The 18488-nt window shown below is 60.6% G+C and carries 13 protein-coding genes; 2 read left to right on the top strand and 11 right to left on the bottom strand.

Annotated features, from left to right (window positions below; translation table 11 throughout):
- The coding region (locus tag V7M64_RS20500; RefSeq protein ID WP_333681810.1) for a sugar-binding domain-containing protein at positions 1-1204 on the bottom strand (1204 nt) is incomplete at its 3' end.
- 190 nt (positions 1205-1394) lie between these two features.
- Here V7M64_RS20500 and V7M64_RS20495 point away from each other — a divergent pair.
- Together V7M64_RS20495 and map are read left to right on the top strand one after the other, a co-directional pair.
- Complete coding sequence (locus tag V7M64_RS20495) at positions 1395-1607, top strand: ParD-like family protein (protein ID WP_333681809.1); 213 nt, start codon at positions 1395-1397, stop codon at positions 1605-1607.
- The gene (map, locus tag V7M64_RS20490) at positions 1604-2380 is read left to right on the top strand and encodes a type I methionyl aminopeptidase (protein ID WP_333681807.1); all 777 of its coding nucleotides are present in this window, start codon (positions 1604-1606) and stop codon (positions 2378-2380) included. The genes V7M64_RS20495 and map overlap by 4 nt, the downstream gene beginning before the upstream one ends.
- A 29-nt stretch (positions 2381-2409) precedes the next feature.
- On the opposite strand, the gene V7M64_RS20485 is transcribed toward map, so the two are convergent.
- The 10 genes from V7M64_RS20485 to V7M64_RS20440 all read right to left on the bottom strand — a co-directional run bounded on the left by V7M64_RS20485 (position 2410) and on the right by V7M64_RS20440 (position 18081).
- Positions 2410-3960: a glycoside hydrolase family 30 beta sandwich domain-containing protein gene (locus V7M64_RS20485; protein WP_333681806.1), complete on the bottom strand. Its 1551-nt coding sequence runs from the start codon at positions 3958-3960 to the stop codon at positions 2410-2412.
- 257 nt (positions 3961-4217) lie between these two features.
- Complete coding sequence (locus tag V7M64_RS20480) at positions 4218-5063, bottom strand: sulfotransferase (RefSeq protein WP_333681804.1); 846 nt, start codon at positions 5061-5063, stop codon at positions 4218-4220.
- A gap of 210 nt (positions 5064-5273) precedes the next feature.
- Complete coding sequence (locus tag V7M64_RS20475) at positions 5274-6284, bottom strand: LacI family DNA-binding transcriptional regulator (RefSeq protein ID WP_333681802.1); 1011 nt, start codon at positions 6282-6284, stop codon at positions 5274-5276.
- A gap of 31 nt (positions 6285-6315) precedes the next feature.
- Entirely contained in the window at positions 6316-8970 is a 2655-nt protein-coding gene (locus tag V7M64_RS20470) for a sugar-binding domain-containing protein (protein WP_333681801.1), read from the bottom strand.
- Between the two features lie 223 nt (positions 8971-9193).
- The gene (locus V7M64_RS20465) at positions 9194-10582 is read right to left on the bottom strand and encodes an APC family permease (RefSeq protein WP_333681800.1); all 1389 of its coding nucleotides are present in this window, start codon (positions 10580-10582) and stop codon (positions 9194-9196) included.
- 133 nt (positions 10583-10715) lie between these two features.
- A complete protein-coding gene (locus tag V7M64_RS20460) occupies positions 10716-13904 on the bottom strand; it encodes a TonB-dependent receptor (protein WP_333681798.1) in 3189 nt (1062 codons plus the stop codon).
- A gap of 351 nt (positions 13905-14255) precedes the next feature.
- The gene (locus V7M64_RS20455; RefSeq protein ID WP_333681796.1) at positions 14256-15317 is read right to left on the bottom strand and encodes a glucokinase; all 1062 of its coding nucleotides are present in this window, start codon (positions 15315-15317) and stop codon (positions 14256-14258) included.
- 383 nt (positions 15318-15700) lie between these two features.
- Positions 15701-16255, bottom strand: a complete 555-nt coding sequence (locus tag V7M64_RS20450; RefSeq protein WP_333681794.1) for a hypothetical protein — start codon at positions 16253-16255, stop codon at positions 15701-15703.
- A gap of 27 nt (positions 16256-16282) precedes the next feature.
- Complete coding sequence (locus tag V7M64_RS20445) at positions 16283-17362, bottom strand: hypothetical protein (protein ID WP_333681793.1); 1080 nt, start codon at positions 17360-17362, stop codon at positions 16283-16285.
- Positions 17363-17397: 35 nt separating this feature from the next.
- Entirely contained in the window at positions 17398-18081 is a 684-nt protein-coding gene (locus tag V7M64_RS20440) for a hypothetical protein (protein WP_333681791.1), read from the bottom strand.
- Between the last annotated feature and the right edge of the window lie 407 nt (positions 18082-18488).

Genomic DNA, 18488 nt, shown 5'->3' with positions numbered 1-18488 from the left:
GGTCGGCCCAGTAGTACCAGCGCGCCGGTTCCACCTTGATGTGCTTGCGGATGGTGTTGAAGCCGAGGTCCTTGGTTTTCTGGATGTCGAACTTGAGCGCCGCGTCGGTGGGCGCGGTGTAGATGCCGTCGGGCCAGTAGCCCTGGTCCAGCGTTGCGAGCAGGAAGGTTGGCTTGCCGTTGAGCACGATGCGGTTGCGGCCCCCGACTTTCTCGACGGCGATGGTGCGCAGGCCGGCGTAGCTGGTTACGTCGTCGTGTTGATGGCCCTGCGTGAGTGTGGCCTTGAACGTGTACAGGAAGGGATCTTGCGGGCTCCACAAATGCGGGTGCGCGACGGCCAGATGCAGCGATTTTCCGGCCGGTCCGCTCGCCTCGCCCACGGCTTTGCCGTCCGCGTAGGCAGTGACGTGCAGCGTGGCGTTCCCGCTGGCGCCTTGCAATTTGGACGTGACGTCGAAGGCGTCCAGGCTACGCACTGGCGTGAAGGTCAATTGCGCCAGGCTGGTGGCCGGCACCGGCTCCAGCCATACCGTCTGCCAGATGCCGGAAGCGGCGGTGTAGAAAATGCCTTCGGGTTTCAGCCGCTGCTTGCCGACCATGACGTTGGCGCCATCCACCGGCACATGCACGGCCACGATGATCTCCTGCGGTCCATGCGGACGAAGCGCCGGGGTGATGTCTGCACTGAAAGACGTATAGCCGCCCGAATGCCGCGCCACCTGTTTGCCATTGACGTACACCGTGGCATCGCAATCCACTGCGCCGAAGTTCAGTCGCACGTGCTGACCATGCGCGATGAAGTCAGCGGGCACGTTCACCAATCGGCGGTAGAACATGAAATCGGCATGCTTTTGCACGCCCGAGAGCACGGACTCGATCGGATACGGCACCAGCACTTGATCCTTCAGCGTCTGGCCGAACGGCGGCGCGCCCTGTCCGTCGCTTGGCGCGTATTGCCACAGTCCGTTGAGGCTCAGCCATTGCGGATGTTCCAGCGACGGTCGCGCCAGTTGCGGGCGCGGATACTCCGGCAGCGCGTTGTTGGGCGATACCTCGGCCGTCCACGGCGTAGCCAAGGGCGCCACCTTGCCGGCCCAGGTCGTCGTTTGAGCTGGCGCTGCCATGGCCATCGATGCAAAGCCCATGGCCACGGCCATGCTCGCGCAGGCGCCTACGCGCCGTACTTTGATGCTGTTTGTCATCCGCCCTTCCCTTATTTTGTCTTTGTCAGAAGCGGTGCAGCGCACCGCCACCCCGTAGAATGGCCAATTGTCGGACAAATGTCCTAGTCCAATGGTCATGCTCGAAAATAGGTGTTCTCTCGAACCCGGGACTTGCCTTCAATATATAAATAACATATGGTTCGTATATGTTTCATATAGAGCCATTTCCATGGGTATTATCAATATCGATGACGACTTGCACGATCAACTGCGGCGCGCCTGCACGGTAACCAGCCGATCCATCAATGCGCAGGCCAACTTCTGGATCAAGGTCGGCATGCTATGCGAGATGAACCCGGCGCTCAGTTTCCAGGAAGTCGTCGCCAAGGAATTGCGTGCGGCCGGCGTGAAGCCACAGCCATTGCGATCAGGGCGCGCATGATCAAAAGTGCCGCCGAGCTTGCCTTGATGGCGCAAGCCGGCTCATTGCTGGCTGAGGTGTTTCACGCGCTGGGGCAGCTGCCACTGGAAGGCAAGAGCACAATGGAGATCAACGACTTCGTTGAGCGCATGATCGTGGATGATCTTCAAGCGCGACCTGCCAGCCAGGGACAATACGGTTTTCCGTATGTATTGAATGCCTCGGTCGACGACGTGGTTTGCCATGGCATGCCTTCGGAAAGCGCGGTGCTGCGCAGCGGCCAGATCGTCAACTTGGATATTACGCTGGAAAAGAACGGTTATATCGCCGATTCCAGCACCACCTACTTAGTCGGTGAAGTCGCGTATCCGGCGCGGAGGTTGGTGGCGGCCACTTACAAGGCCATGTGGAAGGGCATTGCAGCGGTGCGCCCCGGCGCGCGCTTGGGCGACGTTGGCCATGCCATTGCGCATTACGCGCGCGCCCATGGCTACAGTGTCGTCAAGGAATATTGCGGGCACGGAATCGGCCGGGAAATGCACGAAGACCCGCAGATTCTGCACTACGGCCGGCCAGGTACTGGGCTGGAGCTTGAAGAGGGCATGGTGTTCACGATCGAGCCGATGCTCAATCAAGGGAAGGCAGCGATTCGCGCAGAGCCGGGCCAATGGCCGGTATATACCCGCGATGGCAAGCTGTCGGCGCAGTTCGAGCACACGGTTGCCGTTGCGCGTGGAGGTGTGCGGGTGTTGACGCTGCGGCCAGGAGAGAGGCCGCTGTGTGATGTGGTGTGATTGATTGAGGCAACACTGAATAAGTATTGCTATCGGATCTTGTTCAACCACTCGAGCACGCGTTGCCGCCACGCTTCGGCCTGCCCTGTGTTCCATACAAAGGTGGCCACGCTTTCCGGCGGCATCGTGTATTCGAAACGGGTATCTCCCTGCACGACCGAAACCGGAAACGCCTTGACGTTGCTGTTTACCATCACCAGCACGATCGATCCGTCGGACGCGTTCTGGAAGGCCACGTTGGCGAGGCCCTTGTCGTCGGTCATCGTGGACTCCACCCGAACGGCGCCGGGCAAGACGAATTTGCTGAAGTGCGCGAATGCATAATATTCATCGTTGCGGCTCACCGTACCGGTGCGCGAGTCGATCGTCACCACACCCTTGCAGAGTGCGCAGCCGCCGAAATGCGGACCGTGTTGTTCGTCCAGCGCCAGGTTCCAGTAGATGACGCCACGTGCCCACTGCCGGGTCCCGGTAACCAGCAATTCCCGCGTAAACCAGAGCAATTCGCCATTGAGCGCGGATTCCCAGTCGCCACCGGAACACTCGGTGATATAGGTGTCCTTTTGCGGAAACGCACGATGGACGCGGCCTTGCGCATATTGGCTGCCTTCGTAGCAATGCCAGGCGACGCCGGCGATATAGCGTGAAGCATCGGGGTCCGCCAGCATGGCCAATGGCTGTTCGGGCTGATTCCAGTTGTGATCCCATTCCAGGATCTGCGTCTTCGGGTTGCGACTCGCCAGCTTGGGGCCGAGATATTGGGCGATGATGCGCGCCCGCGTGGCCTCCGGCACTTCCATGCCCGGATAGGTAATCGGCACGAACCCCGGTTCGTTCTGCAAGGTGATGGCGAAGATGGGAATGCCGTAACCAAGGTACGCATCGAGATATTTGACGAGATAATCCGCATACGCGCTTTCGTATTGCGGCAGCAATTCCCCGCCAATCAGGTTTTGACTGGTCTTCATCCATGCCGGCGCGCTCCATGGCGAGGCAATGATTTGCAGCCCAGGATTGATGGAAAGGATTTCGCGCACCGTCGGTATCACATCGTGCAGCGTCGGCGTGACGTTGAAGTGCTGCAACTGCGGATCGGCCTGGCCGAAGGCTACGTCATCGAGGGTATACGGTTTCAAGGAGAAATCCGATGCGCCCACGGTCAGGCGCATCATGTTGAAACCGAGATTGCCGGGCGGCGCGCCGTAGATCTCATGCAGCAACGCCCGGCGCTGCAGGAAGTTCAGCTTGTTCTGAATCAGCCAGGCCGACGAGTCCGTCATCGCCGCGCCAAAACCGGCCATGGTTTGAAAGCGCTTCTGCGGATCGATGACGATATCGGCGGACGACTTGCCGCGAGGCGTCATGGCAACGTCAGGCTGCTGCTGCAGCTTCAGCCGGCGATCGGCCGTGCTCAGCCACACCTGCACCAGCGGCAAGACGGTGTGCGGCGGCGGGGCCGGCTTGGGTTTTGCCGCCGGATACGTGAAGCGTGGTGCATACAGAACAACCAACGCGAGCAGGACGAGCAAAGCGGTAGAGGCAATGGCCGTGCGGTGGGACCCCAACGTGGGTTTAATCATGGCGCGCCATTGGTCCATGGCGCACGTTGCGGCTCGTTGGAATCATGCAGTCCCGGTTTGCTCTGGAAAGGCGATGTGCTTTTCTACACGGGAAACGCGCGATGGGCCAGCCCTGGTTCCGTGGAGGGCTTGCTGGTCGAGTGCTACGCGCGGCGTATTGGAACTCTTGCACGTCGCTGGGTCCCGGCCTTCGTCGCGGCGACGAGGTATTGAGCACGGCGGCGAATGTGAGCCGTCGCCCAAACGATCGGGGCTTTCTACACGATCGGCACCTGGCTGATGTTGTTCTTCGGATCCATCCAGAACGACTCGTTGACGAACCGCCCGAAGATTTCGCGCGGCAGGATCGAAGTGCGCTCCACCGGCTCGACTTTGGGGCGCACGGTATGCAAGCCCGGCATGCCGACGCGGGCGTCGAACTCGTCGGCGTTATAGGCAATGTGGTCGAAGTCGTGCTCGAACCAGGGCTCGCCGATGAATTGGTAAACCGCACGCATGGCCGCGGCGGGGTTGCGCACCAGGCTTTCGTAGGTCAGCAGCATCAAATGGCCGGGGGCGTATTGGCCATAGAACGCGTCCTTGGTGGCCTGGAAGGCAAAGCCCACCATGCCGCGCGGATCGGTCAGCGCCTCGATGCGCGAGTAGACGGTAGTGTTGGTGTCGAAGCGGAACACCTTGCTCACGCTGACCGGCTGTTTGCGCACCAGCCGTTCCATGCTGTCCAGCACCCAGGACAGCTGACGCACGCAGGCGATGACCTTGGCCTGCGGAAACAGCGTATCGAGCAATGGCATGCGGCTGCACCACAGGCGGCTGGTGTCGAACACGAGGCTGGCATCGCCGTAGCCTTCGTAGAAATTTTCGACCAGGCCGCGCAGCATGGCGACACGTTGCTCGTCGGAGACGTCGAACGAAAAGTCGTTCTTGCTGCTGGCCTCGGCCATCACCACGCCCATGATGTCGGCGAGCGGGCTGGTCATGCCGGCGCGGAAGCGCGGGTTCTGGTTGAGGATGGCGGCCAGGAGCGTGGTGCCCGCGCGTGGCAGCCCTGAGATGAAGTGGAACTTGCGGGCTGGTTGAGCGATCTCGGGTGCGGCTGGCATGGGGCAATGTCCTTTGGATCGGTGATGTGAATGATCCTTGCTTGAGGTGGCCCTCAACTTAGGAGCTTAACGCTCGTCATTCCGGCGAAGGCCGGTATCCAGTTTAAATACGTCGTGCGAAGCACACAAAACCTTATATCGAGTGCTGCGCACACCATTTTTTACTGGATTCCGGCCTTCGCCGGAATGACGAATCACGCTGACACAAGATCACCGCGACGGGGGCGCCGTAGAAGCACGAATGCACATGTTGTAGCCGACCTCGACCATCCTGGGCTCGCCCTTGTTCAACACCCGCAGCAACAGCTCCTGCGTGGCGCGCCGGCCCATCTCGCGCACCGGCTGGTGGATGGTGGTGAGCGGGGGCCACACCTGGGTCGCGATGGTCGTGTCGTCGAAGCCGCAGATGGACATGTCGCGCGGAATGGACAGCCCTGCTTCGGCGGCCGCCCAGATCGCGCCGACGGCCATGTCGTCGTCGCCGGCGAAAACAGCGGTGGGCCGATGCGGCAATGCCAGCAGCTGCCGCATGGCCTCGACACCCGATTCGAACGAAAACCGGCCTTGCACCATGTACGCCGGATCTTCCTTCAGCCCGGCGCGTTCAAGACCATCGCGATAGCCGGCCAGGCGCCAGATGCCGGCGCCGTGTTCCGGATCGCCGAGGATGTGGGCGATACGCCGATGGCCCAGCGACACCAGGTGATCGACCATGGCGGCGGCGGCTTCGCGTTCGGGCAGCATCACGCCGATGCAGTCTTCCGGTTCGCGCGGTGCGATCGAGGCGAACGGCACGCCCCGCTCGTGCAGGCAGTCGAGCAGTTGCGGATGATCGGTGAGCGGCGGCGTAAGGATCAATCCATCCAGCTGATGGCGCACCAGCATGTCTTCGATCCGCTCGACGAAGTCGGCGGCGGCGGAAACCAATGGCTGCACCATCATGCTGTAATGCTCGGCCTCGCACGCTTCCAGCACACCCAGCTGTACTTCCATGATGTAGCTGGGCGAGCGGTTGTCGTACAGCAAGCCGATCATGAAGGAGCGATTGGTCGCCAAGCTGCGCGCCGAGAGCAGCGGCCTGTAGTTGAGCGCGGCGACTGCCGACTGCACGCGCTGGCGCAGCGATTCGCTCACGTTCGGATCGTTGTTGAGCACCCGCGAGATGGTTTTTTTCGACGTCCCCACCATGCGGGCGACGTCGCTCATGGTCACACGCGTCATGCAAGTCTGGCCTGGTTCAATGCGTCCTGATTCAATGCGTTGCCTTCACCGGGATGTCCTGGCTTGGAACGTTCCATCCGCTCACTTCGACCACCGGCATCCCACTCCCCCCCTCCCCGCTCTCTTCTACCGGGTAGCGCGCGACGAGCGTCATCGATTCGCCGGGCCACAGCGTCACGTCATTGTCGCTCCACACGATCGGCAGCGCGAGCTTGCCGTCGGCGCGCTTGATCGAGACGTGCTGGAACAGCGCCACGGCCTTGGACGATGCCGGCACGGTCAGCGTCACGGCGATGGCGTTCTCGCCCCCTGCCCGCTGCATTGTCGCCTGAACCCCGCTCATGGCGGCCGGCAAGGACTGCAACGCGGTCAGGTCAGCGTATTGCGTCAGCGGCGTGAGGTACCAGTTGGAATGGATCCAGTCGAGCGTGTCAGGCTGGGTGGAGAGCCAATACACGTTGCGGCTGACCGGCTTGCCGTCGGCGGCACCCAGCTCGAGTTCTATGAAATAGGTGCGCGACAAACCGGCGAGCGCCGGCAGCGTCAGCAGTTGCCGCGTGCGGTTGCCATCGAGATCGATATCCTTGACGTGTTGCTGGTAGATCACGCTGCCGTCCAGGTTGCGTACGCGGATGCTTGCCTGCAAGCCATGCTCGCGGGTGAGCGTTTGGTTGACCAGCACGATCGCATGCGCGTCATACGAATACTGGATATGCACCGGCTCGTTGGCTTTCTTCGCGCCGAAGTAGGCACCAGCCGGATTCATGAAGTAGTCGTACAGATGCCAGTGCAGCGACGGCCAGGCGTTGTTGAGCATCCAGTAGATCACGCCGGTCGACGGCTTGGCGGCGTCCATGTGCGCATTGAACGCTTCGAACTGCGCGCGGGTGTTGTCGTAGTTGTCGAGCTGCGCCTTGGCGACATAATCCGCCAGATCCTTGGGTGCGCCATAGCGTTTGGCCAGCGCGGTGTCGAAATCGTCGATCCGCGCGAAGGGGGACCAATCCGCGGAAGCGTGGTACTGGCGCACAAGCGGGTACTTCCACAACGCCGCCTGCTCCTGCGGCGAAAGCATGCGCGTGATGTCTTCCAGCCGCGGAATGTCCGCGCCCGCGCTTACTTCCGAATCGAACCCGAATGCGCCGCCCAGCTTGTCGGCGTACCAATACACCGGCGGAATCCATGCGTAAGGACCGGCCATTTTCATGCCGGAGGGTCCGGTTTCGGCCGTGCCTTGCTCCGCCGCGGCGGCCACGATCGGCGTTTGCCAATCCGCGGCGCGCAAGGTGTCGACGTACATCCTGGCGATGGCCGGCGGCGGTGCGTTGTCGCTGCCGATCAGGAAGCCGATCACCGAGGGATGATTGCGCAGCAGGCGTGCTTCGCTGGCCATCGCGTCTTTCGCCACGGCTTCGTCCGCGGCATTCCACGGCGAGCCGCCGGTCTTGGCCGCCGATTCCCATTTGTCGCAACACTCCCAACCGGCCAGGATCATGATGCCGTCACGATCGGCAAGTTCATAGAAGTGCTCGTTTTCCAGCTTGCCTTCGCTGCGGATGGTGTTGAGCCCGAGGTTTTGCACGTAGCTGAATTCGGCTTCCATGCGCTTGGGATCGTCACGCAGGAACATGTCCGGCGCCCAGCCGCCGCCGCGAATCAGGACCGGCTTGCCGTTGACGTAGAACTGGCGATAACCCTGCTTGGTAAGCCTGGAACTCACGCTGCGTATGCCGAATGTGGTGCTGGCCTTGTCGGAGGTTGCGCCGTCGACCGTGGCGGTCATCTGCAACGCATACAACGGATGCGCACCCATGCCGTTCGGCCACCAGATGTTGGGATGGCTGATATCCAGACCCGGATCGGTCTTTGGCGTAAACGTGACGGTTTGCGTTTGTCCGGGCGCGAGGTGGACTGTCTGCCTCAGCGACACGCCGGCTACGTCGCCGGTGATCGTCGCATCGTGCGCGACCGCATCGAGGTTGCGTACTTCGACCTTTGCAGTGAGTGCGGCGTGCGCAAGATCGGGCAGCGACAGCGCGGACGTTACTTCCGGAAAGCGCAGTTGAACCGGCCCCGCCTGCACGATATCCACACCGCGCCATGGGCCCATGTTGTTGTCGGGAGGCGTCGGGTTCCAGTCGACCCAGCCGATCGAGAGGCTTCTGCGTGGATCGCCCGGATGCACGCGCAACGCGAGGATGTTGCTGCCGGCATGCACCCACCGGGTGATGTCGAACTCGTGTACGGGATACGCACCGGCAACATCCGCGTGGTCGGCGACCAGGTGCCCGTTCACCCATACGTCGGCGCTGGCGATCATGCCGTTGGTGCGCAGTAGCGTGTGTCGTCCGCGTGCTTCTTCGGCAAGCGTGAATGCGGTGCGATACCACCAGGGGTTTACGAACAGGCTGCCGCTGGAATCGGGCACCTGCACGGCGCGCAGGTTGTCGCTGTAGAACACATCGTCCTTGTAGACGCCGTTTTCCAGCAGCCCCGCCATGACGGTGGCGCGGCTGCTTACCGAATACCAGTCCTTGGTGGAAAAGCCGCTGCCGGAAATCTCGGCACCGCTTTGCTGGGCCTTGTCGGTGGATTGGATTTGCCAGTGGGCGATGGCCGTAGTCGAGGCGGTGATGTTGGGTAGTTGGGTGGGGGTGTAGGTGGGTGCCGTGTGAGCCAATGACATGCCTGTGGATGTCATCAGCATCATTGTCGTCAAGAACACCCGCTTGAGCGAATGGTGTCCGCTTGGGCCTCGTTCAGAGCGTACCGTCATTCCGGCGAAGGCCGGAATGACGAATCGCGTCGGAACGAAATCATTGGGAACATCGAATTCCCCTCGCACTGCAGGCGAAAAAACGTTTCGCTTCAGGAAATAGGATTCAAGCATGGCCAGGCATCGCATGATGTCAATCATCCCCAAGATAAGCCTCACGAATTTCCACCGGCGCAAACGGCCAAGAACGGTTGACCCTCGCCCAGATCGCAAACACCACCAAGCCGACAACGATCCACGCGCCGGACAGGATCAACGACAACGTGGACGCCGATACGTACACATAAATCCAGCCCAGCGACGCAATCAGGCACGGCACCGGATACAACCACTGCTTATACGGCCGATGGAGATCAGGCTGGCGCTTGCGCAGCACCACCAATGCTGCGATCTGCGCAATGGACTGCACGATGATGGTCGCCGCCAGCAGCATGTTGATCACTTCGGTCAAATCGAGGAACGTGCCGATGGCCGTCACCACACCCATGGTGAGCAGCGCGACATGCGGAAAACCATGCTTCGCATGCAGCTTGCCGAACATGGGCAGGAATACCTTTTCGTGCGCCGCCTGGAACGGCACGCGCGAACCGCCCAGCAGGCCGGCGAAAACGGAAGCGAATGCGGTCACGATGATGAGGATGGTCATGATCGACGCCGCCGCGTGCCCCCAACTGCGCTCCACCACCAGCGATGCCACCGATTGGGAATGCGCGATTTCCTGCCACGGCGCCACGCCGAGCACGCTGATATTGAGGATGAGGTACACGAACATCATCGCGATCACCGACACGATGATCGAGCCGGGCATGGTGCGACCCGGATGGCGCAGTTCGTCGCCCATGTAGGCGGTGGTGAAATAGCCGAGGTAATCGTAGATGCCGATGATCAGCCCTGCCCCAAGGCCCACGAAGAAATGGCTGCCGAACATATCGGCCGGATAGGTGAAAGCGTAGGCCGGATGGAAATTCGAGAAACCCGCCGCGGATACGCCGATGACCGACAACAGCATGATCACCCAGAGCGCGATGGTGATCGCACGGATCGATTCGATGCGCCGGTACAGCAGCAAGGTGACCAGGCCGGTCGATGCCAGGCTGACAAGGTGCACCGGCCACCAGCCCAAATGCGGAAAGAAGAATTCCAGATACTCGACCATGCCGATGATGCCGGTCGACATCAGCAGCGGAATCGTCAGCAGTACCGTCCAGATAAACAGGAACGGCATCAGCTTGCCGGTGCGGTATTGGAAGGCTTCGCGAAGATAGACGTACGTGCCGCCGGAACCCGGCATGGCGGCGCCGAGTTCGGCCCAGACCATGCCGTCGGCCACCGCCAGGATGGCGCCGGCGATCCAGCCGATCACCGCCTGCGGCCCGCCCATGGTGGCGACCATGATCGGGATGGTGATGAACGGCCCGATGCCGCACATCTGCGTCATGTTGATCGCCGTGCCGGAGAACAGGCCGATGGAACGGTGGAAATGATCGGCGCGGGTGGCGCGCGTGGATGAGGGATCGAGCATGTCAGCCTTTGTTGTTGATGTAAGCCCCTCTCCTTTGGGGAGAGGGGTTTGGGGCGAGGGCATGATCAGCGCGCACCGCTTCGCACGTGCCCTCACCCCCGGCCCCTCTCCCAAAGGGAGAGGGGAGCAAGCTTCACCACTGCCCTCTTACGCCCACCATGAACATCCGCTCCGAGAAGTTCGAATGCGCCGGCTGATCCGGCCACACCAGGTAGTAATGCTGATATTCATTGGTCAGGTTGGTGCCATCCACAAACACCTCGGCGTATTTGTTGATCTTGTACGACACCGACGCATCCAGGTACTTCTGCGGCGCCTCATACATCTCCATGCCGGTGATGCCGCCGACGTCTTCCGCCACCGCGCGCCGCGAACGGTAGTTGTATGCAAGGCGCGCCTGGAAGCGGTCATTCTGATACCACAGGATGAGGTTGCCGGACTGGGTCGAGTTGTCCTGGAACGGAATCTTGCTGCCGGACAAATCCCTTTCGCCCGTATTGCTTGGCGCATACGTGGCGTTGAGCTCGATACCGGTCTTCGACAAAAAGCCCGGCAGGAAGGTGAAGCCCTGGCGGTAATCGAACTCCGCGCCCTGGATGCTGTTGCCCGTGCCCTGCACCGGCTCGGTGATCGTGATGCAGTGGTCGCGCACCACGCCATCCTCGTCCGGCAAGGTGCAATTGATGACGCTGCCGGTCTTGATGAAGCTGGCCACGTTGATGCGGAACAGCGCCAGGCTGATCATGCTGGTGGGATTCATGTAGTACTCAAGCGAGGCGCCGAAGTTGGTGGAACGCCATGGCTTGAGGTCCGGGTTGCCGGTAGAGGTACCCGTCGAGACGCGGAACAGCGGGCCTTGCGGCGTTTCCACCAGCGAATAGTTCAACTCCAGGCCACCGCCCCACTGGCTGAGATTGAGCGGCATCATGTTCTTCGAATACGCAAGGCGAAGCTTCAGGTCCTCGGCGAGGTCCAGCGCAAAATTAAGTGCCGGCAGGATGTCACGGTAGTCGTGCCGGGTGACTTGCGAGCCGGCGTCCACGGGCTCGTCGCCGTACGCACCTGGCGCACCGGTCAAGTGTTGCGTCACATCCAGATTGGTGCTGATCACGCGTACGCCCACGTTGGCGCTGTACGGCATGCTTCCGATCATGCCGTCGAAATCGCCCTGCACGTAGCCCGTCGTCTCCTTCAGGCCCACGGCCCAGGTGGTACCTGGCTCACCCACGCGCGTGGTATTGGGGTAAAGCGATTTCCAGTAGCTTTCTGGATCGTCCATCGCATGCGGATCGATGGCCCAGAAGGTGATGCCCGATCCGAGCAGGTTGGCGTATTCCTTCCAGTTGTTGGCCAGCGGCGCCGGCGTGTTCGGCAATTGCAGCGCCGACAAGGGACCTGCGCGGAAGTAACCCAGCGCATTGCCGGCCGTGCACGAGCCGCTATTGAGCACCACGTCGGCACCCACGTAACGCACCAGGCATCCGCCCGGATCGCTGGCGCCGATGCCGCCGTACACCGGCGTCTCCAGGGTGAAACCATCGTTGTTGGCGCTGCGGATGCTGTTGCGCACGCCAAAGTCGAGCTTGATGCCATCGCCGAAATCGTAATGGCCGTCCAGGCGCAGCACGTTGAGCCCGACAGAACGGTCATAATCACCGGAGGATTCCAGCGTTTTCATCGTCCAGCCGTATGGATTGGCAAACTGGCTGGCGAGCGATCCAGGCATGTTGACGGTGAGATTGCGGCCGGTGAAATTGGCGATGATCGGCACCGTGTTCTGCGGCGTGCCGTTGGCATTGAACACGCGATTGCCACCGAGCTGGCTGGGATAGATGAAGGTGCCATACGGCACGGCATCATCCGGTACGCCATCCATCAACACGTTCGGCCACAAGCCGCCATCGGAATCGGAAATATTGACGTCGGTCTCCACCAGCGATTGGCGCGCCGTATCGCGAATGCCGCGCAGGCTTGCCGTGAACGGTCCGCCATTGTCGAAATCCAGTTGCATGTTGAAGTTCTGCGCATAGGATTCCTTGCGCGTGACCTGCGAGAACGACTCCACGTCGCCCGGCCACTTTTCATATACCTGCGTGGTATACAACTGCGAACCGGTCCAGCCGGGTTCCGGCGTGCCGTACGAACCGGCGACGGGGCTGCCGGTGTTGCGCGACTGCAGCGGCACGTACGTCGCGCCCTGCCAGTTGGTGGAATTGAACTGGATGCCGAAGCTGCGATCGAATTCGGCCTGGTGCGCGTAGAAATAATCGCTGGTGAAGGTGAGCCCGTGGCCCAGGTCCATCTGGAACGACGCACTGCCGGATTTGCGCTTACGTTCGGTGGTGATGTCGTACAGGCTGATGTCCTGGCTGCCCATGAACACGCCGTTGGATTTGCCATCGCCATTCACGTCGACGCTGCCGTCGGGGTTCTGCACGATCCTGGAAGGAATCGGCGCGCCGTTCCATGGCGTCAGGAAGCCGTTGTAGCCACCGGCACTCGCCGCGTTTTCGCCGTTCAACACCACGCCGTATTGATCGAGGCCTTCGTTGGAGTTCGTTCGCGTGGTATCGGAATAATCGGCGGAAATCAGCAAGCCCCAGCGGCCATGATCGTTGTACGAGATGAGGCCGTTTGCCTCCGGGCCTGTTTTTGCGCTGGTGCGGCCGCGTTCCCCGTCGGCGGAATAGCTGTAGGTAAACCCGCTCGGCAGATCCCACGGCCGATACGTATGCAGGTCGAGCGAGCCGCTGATGCCGGCGTCGGTGGTGCTGGCCGTGGGCGACTTGATCACATCCACGCTATGGAACAGCGTGGCGGGCAGCATGGTGAAGTCGGGTTGTTGCGAATCGATCTGGTCGGCAGTGATGAAGGCTTCGCCGTTCAACATGGTGCCGACTTCCGGCAGGCCGCGCACGTCCACCGTGGTACCTACGCCGGCATCGCGGTTGATCTGCACGCCGGTGACGCGTTGCAGCGCGTCGGTGATGGTGACGTCGGGCAACTGGCCGATGCTTTCGGCGGTGATGCTGTCCTGGATATTCGGCGCGTCGCGCTTCAATTCGATCGCGCGCATCTGCGAGGCACGCACGCCGACGACGTTGACGGCAGCCAGCGTAGTCGCGTTCTTGTCGGCCTCGGTGTCTTTCCCCGTCGTGCTGGTGGCGGATTTGGCCTTCTTCGCATCGGGCGATGACGTCGCCTTGGTGTTCTGGGACACGTTGGCTTGTGCCGCCTGGGTATCCGGCTGAGCACCCGTCGGCTGCGATGCCATGGCGGATGTCGCCACCAGGGCGAGCCATGACGATATGGCAAATGACAAGGGGTGCCTGCGATGTAACGTGTACATGAGCCTTACCTCTTGGTTGTCTTCAACGCGTGCACCCAGGTGTGGTCGGTTGCGTGGCGTATCGTTGTGACCGCTTCGGCCATGGCATGGCGTGCCACGACCGCTCCCTCTTCGTGCTTTCCCCGGTGAAATGCGTGTTGCGCGTGTATTGCTTTATTCGTCGAGCGCTTGATCTATGTCGTCATTCCGGCGAAGGCCGGAATCCAGTCAAACATGACGTGCGCAGCACCCTGCATAAGGGTTTGCGTGCTTCGCACGACGTATTTCAACTGGATTCCGGCCTTCGCCGGAATGACGACTCACCTTGATCTGTTACGTCATTCATCACCCCTCCCCTCCCATCGAAAAATGACCCGGCCCCGCGTCCCCACGCAGGCCGCGCCGCAGATACCACTTCGCTGCTCCAAGCACGCCTTTGCGACCGTGCTCCGTCACCCATACCGGCACTCGCGACAGAAACGCGCGCGCGCTGCGCCCGTGCAGGAATCGTTCTTCGAACGTGCTGCGCTCGAGCAAGGCGAATAGCGAATACAAAAAGCCACCCGCGAGATACACGCCACCCCGGCTCATGAAGGTCATGGCAAGGCTGCCGGCAAAACTTCCCAGCGATGCGCAAAAGATCTGCACCGCTTCCACCGCCTCTGCATCGTGGCGTGTGGCCGCCGCCGCAGTGATCGCCTCGGGCGTGGAAAGCTTGGGTGTTTCGCCGCGCAAGCTGCACAGCGCCGCGTACAAAGTCAGCAAACCGGGACCCGACACGATGCGTTCGTACGCCACGTAGCCACCATCCGGCGCCAGCTGCACGAGCACTTCGCGCTCGCGAATCGAATTCGGCGCGAAATCCATCTGGCCCGCTTCCGTCGTCAACACATGGCCGCCGTCAGGACCAGGCAGGCGCACTGCTGCACCAAGACCGGTACCCGGTCCAATCACCAATGTCGGTCCGTCGATGTGCGTGTCCGGCCCGCACAGCAGGCGGGCACCACTGCCGGCGTCCTGGTCGATGGCGTAGCCCAGTGCTTCGAAATCGTTGAGCACGGCGATGTCGTCCAGGGCCAAGGCCTGGCGCAGCTGCGACAAATGGATGGGCCACGCGGTGTTGTCGGTCAGCACGTCGTTGCCGATGACCTGGCCGGCACAGGCGATCACGCAATGCCGAACCGGTGTGTGCGTATCGCCCTGGACGAACGCCTGCAGCAGTTCCGTCAGCCCGGGAAAATCCGCGCACGCAAACTTGCGATACGCCAACACCTCGACCTCGCGCGCCGCGTCTTGCGAGCTCTGCATCAGGGCGACGCGCGCATAGGTCCCGCCGACGTCCGCCGCCAAAAACGGCGTCGCCGGAACACTGACTGGACGGTCCAAAGGGTCGATGACTGCGTTCACTGTGCCTCCCCGCACCGGGAACGGCATCAGCTTGCGATTTCATTGTCACCGGTGTCAACTTGCAATGCACCATGTGGCGTGTTGCGTGCGTTTTCCGTTTAACTTACTAATTTTAAATAAATTTTTTCCAGGACCGCTCTAGTTTAGACAAACTTATGCTGCAATGCGTAAAGTCACCGATTTAGCCGAAAGCACATTCCCGCGTACTCGTGTGCACTAACGCGCAACGGCCCGAAAACAAATCCGGCGGCGCTATTCCGATACCAGCCGAGCGCACTACAATGCGCGCCCTTCCCGCCTGATACGGAACGAAGCAGGCGTGGATATCGTCGTCAACAAAGAGCTCAAAGCCTAAGCTATGAAAAACGGCGACGCTGGCCGATTTACTCCGGCCGGGGTTTGACCAGCACGTAATCACCATAACGCTTGTCGGCTTGTTCGACGCGTGCGCAGAGACGGCCATCGCACATGCGGACATCCGCCCGATTAATGCCCTGCACAAATTCTGCCTCTCTCTGGTTATCGGCGATCACGTTGTGATAGTGCCAAAGCAAGCCGCTACCGGCCGCGACGACGAGCGCCATGGCCACGATCACGCTTATCACCAGCCACCGCAGTTTGCTTACGACCGCCGCAAACGCATCCCGCGAGTGTGTCATTGAATCCGTGATGCCGTTGACACGGTTGACGCTTTCGGCGACATGCCGATTGAAGTCCCCCAGTGGCTGATTCAATCCGTTATGCACTGCCTTGGCGATGTCATTCGTCAAATGCCCCAGGGTCTGTTGCGCTGCGTTTTGCAGGGTCCTGGGTGCCGCGCTCGCTGTGCGCTCCAACGACTCGGCTGCGTGCCGATTGCTTTGGGCAAGCTCCTCATTGAGCCGCAACATGCGCTCCAACAGGCTCGCAATTTGAGTGACTTTTCTTTGGTCATCCATGGGGTCACCTTATCCTTTACAGAGCCGTTACAGGCTCATGACCTTGGCTTGGGTTTGTACCTGCTGTGCCAGCTGCTGCTGCAATTGCTGTTGGGTCTGTTCAAGCTGCGCCTGCATAGCCATCAGTCGATCTTCCATGGCCACCTGCTCCGCGACTTGCGCATGAAATTCTTGCGCGAAATCGGTTTGCCCCACTTGCGTCAAAGCCTGCAGGAATTGCTGGTCGTCCCCCTGCATGGCATGGCAGAGGTGCTCGTAGATGTCATCCACACTGGCATCAGCGGCCAATGGCTTGGGTTGATACGGGTTCAATGAAGCTTGTTGCAGCGCTCGGTCCAACGTCATATCGGGCGGCATGCCGGACGGCAGCTGCTCCAACGCGCGGTGCTGCTCATGCTGATGGTCCTGCATATAGTTATGCGCGAACACGGTAGCCGGATGGTTATGTGCCTTGTCCCAAAAATTGGCGATGCCGTGCGCGGTGGCGAGGGCACCCAGTTCACCCAGCGGTGAAGGGACTCGGTGTTGATGACGCTGATAGTCGGCGTAATCCATATATTCCACGGTATGGCCGATCGGCGTGGCGATGGCCGATACCGGGTCGTGATACATGCGATGGTTTATCACCCGTTCGTGTGCGGCGTCCACATCCAGCCCCAACCGCTTGGCCATGCTGGCCGCGCCGTAGGCGTTGAAGGTTTCAGCGTGCACATCCACCGCCGTGGCTTGCAGCTGGGCCAATGAGCCGCCCAGCGAGTGGCCAGTGACGCTGATATTGGATAGGGGAATGCCGCGCTCGTGCGCGTAATTCATGGCCCAGCGCAGGGTGGCAGCGGCTTCGGGCCATTGCGCGGGGGCACCCATCATGCCCATGCCGAGATCGGTTTGGATATCGCGGATATCGAGCACATCGGTACCCTTGTTGGTAACGATTAATTGCCTCGTGGCGCGATCCTCCACCACGGCGCCACGATAGCCGCTGCCGGTATCCGGTGAAACGTGAACGACCACGTACTCACGTGTATCACTGAAAATGTGGCTATCGATGGCGAGCGGATCGTAGATCTTGCTTGAAAGAAAAGCATACTGTTCAGATGGTAGTGGCACAGCTGTCTCCTTGACTTAGTATTAGCGGTCTTTGCTCAGCGAGGCGCTTGGAATGCATCTGTGCTGGACGCCTTCGCGGGTTGCGTGGGTTCCAGGAAATGATCGAAAAACCCTGGTGGCCGAGAGTGCAAGGACGCAGAGTCCTGCGATACGCGAAACGTAAGGGGTACCCGATGGACGAGCTGCGGCCAAGCAGGCCTCAGTTCGTCCGAGCACATGTTGGGATCAGCATCGACGAATTCGCACCACGTCTTGAATTCATTGCCTGGGATGATCCACTTCGGTCCAAACGCCGTGTACGCATGCCACCGATTGCTTACATTGGTGACCTTGAAACCAAACGAAACAAACTCCCAGTTACAGGTCTCGCGGTTGTAGCGATCCAGATAGATGGTGAATTCCCCATACCGTGGATCAGTGCTTTCATTGGGAATATCGAATTGCCCGCTGGGATAAACAAAATTCCCCGCCCACCATGAGCCGATATAACCGCATTCTTCCTGCTGGTTCTGATACAGCCCATCCATCGACAGCCGATACAGCTTGGCATCGTCCGGGTTATCGAAAGTCACATGGATATGCACCGCTTCCGTTGGATGGAGATTCAGCGGAGGAGGGCTCAGGTCTTTTTTCTTGGAGCAGGCGGCGAGACCACCACCCAACCACGCGATCAATAGAACCAGCAGCAGTTTCCGGTGCAACGTGTTTGATTCGTCCATGGCAAGCGCGTAGCGATATCGAGATGATGCTATGGCTTATAACGTCATGGCGAGCGGGAGGAAAGTCAGCGATGGCCTACAGGCAGTCCGACAATGAGGTATCCCAACGTTTTGCTCGTCATTCCGGCGAAGGCCGGATGTAGCGCGAAGCGCGCAGAACATCCGAAGGATGGCCCCGAAGGGGTGAGCGAAGCGAATCATCCAGTCTAAATACGTCGTGCGCAGCACACATTGCTTATTATGCTGAGTGCTTCGCACATCGTATTTCACTGGATTCCGGCCTTCGCCGGAATGACAATTCGCTTCAAAATGAGCTCGATGTAAACACAAGATTTTTCTGGAGTAGCTAGGTCGTGTTAACACTATAGATGCTTGACCGTATACTTCGACGATGGAAATCACCGAAG

The sequence above is a fragment of the Dyella sp. genome (assembly GCF_036746095.1).
Classification (GTDB): Bacteria; Pseudomonadota; Gammaproteobacteria; order Xanthomonadales; family Rhodanobacteraceae; genus Dyella_B.
Note: the sequence above shows the minus strand (reverse complement) of the source record. Positions and strands in the feature narration are given on the sequence as shown.